Below are 879 nucleotides of genomic sequence, written 5' to 3'. Positions count from 1 at the left end.
ACGAAAAGAAGTCATCGGCCCCCACACAGCACACCATCTTCGAGGAGAAGCGTGCGGGTTTATTATAGTTTGTACGGTCACTTGCTTAATAAAGCCAGACTGTTCAAGGGATTTAAAAAGGTATTCAAAGCGAAAGGCGCGGCCGGAATAGATGGGCAGAGCCTGAGCGCGTTTGCCTCAAATCTGGATAATGAACTATCGCAGCTTCTTCTTGAACTCAAAACCAAACGCTATCAACCGCAACCGGTAAGGCGGGTCATTATCCCGAAAGACGGTGGTGGTGAGCGTCTGTTGGGTATCCCAACAGTCAGGGATAGAGTCGTTCAACAATGCTTGAAAGACCTCCTAACCCCCATCTTCGAAGAACAGTTCCATCCATCCAGCTTTGGTTATAGACCGAAGCGGAGCTGTCACGATGCCATCAACAAAGCCACCATGTTTATCCGTCGATATAGGCGTCAGCATGTAGTGGACATGGACCTGTCGAAGTGCTTCGATAAGCTGGACCATACGCTTATCATTAAGAGCATCAAAAGACGGGTCCGTGATGGCAGCGTGCTGAGCCTTATTACTCAGTTCTTACAAAGTGGGGTGATGGTCGATGGACATTGGCAGCAGACAGAGACAGGCAGTCCGCAGGGTGGGGTAATAAGCCCACTGATAGCGAACATCTATCTGGATGCGTTCGATGAGGAAATGAAACAGCGGGGGCACAGAATAGTGCGCTATGCTGATGATATCCTTATCTTGTGTTGCAGTCGTACAGCGGCAGAGAATGCCAAAGCACAAGCCACACATATCTTAGAAGGAAAGCTAAAGCTCAGCGTAAACACGGAGAAAACACATATCACACACAGTGACGATGGCGTGAAGTTCCTT

1 protein-coding gene is annotated in these 879 nt (G+C 48.8%); it reads left to right on the top strand.

Annotated elements, in window-relative coordinates; genetic code table 11:
• Positions 1 to 51 precede the first annotated feature (51 nt).
• Positions 52 to 879 (top strand): group II intron reverse transcriptase/maturase (gene ltrA / locus ACFI6J_RS21510; protein ID WP_462586398.1); only part of this gene is annotated, 828 nt, incomplete at its 3' end.

Source organism: Alteromonas sp. G4i13 (assembly GCF_054960505.1).
Note: the sequence above shows the minus strand (reverse complement) of the source record. Positions and strands in the feature narration are given on the sequence as shown.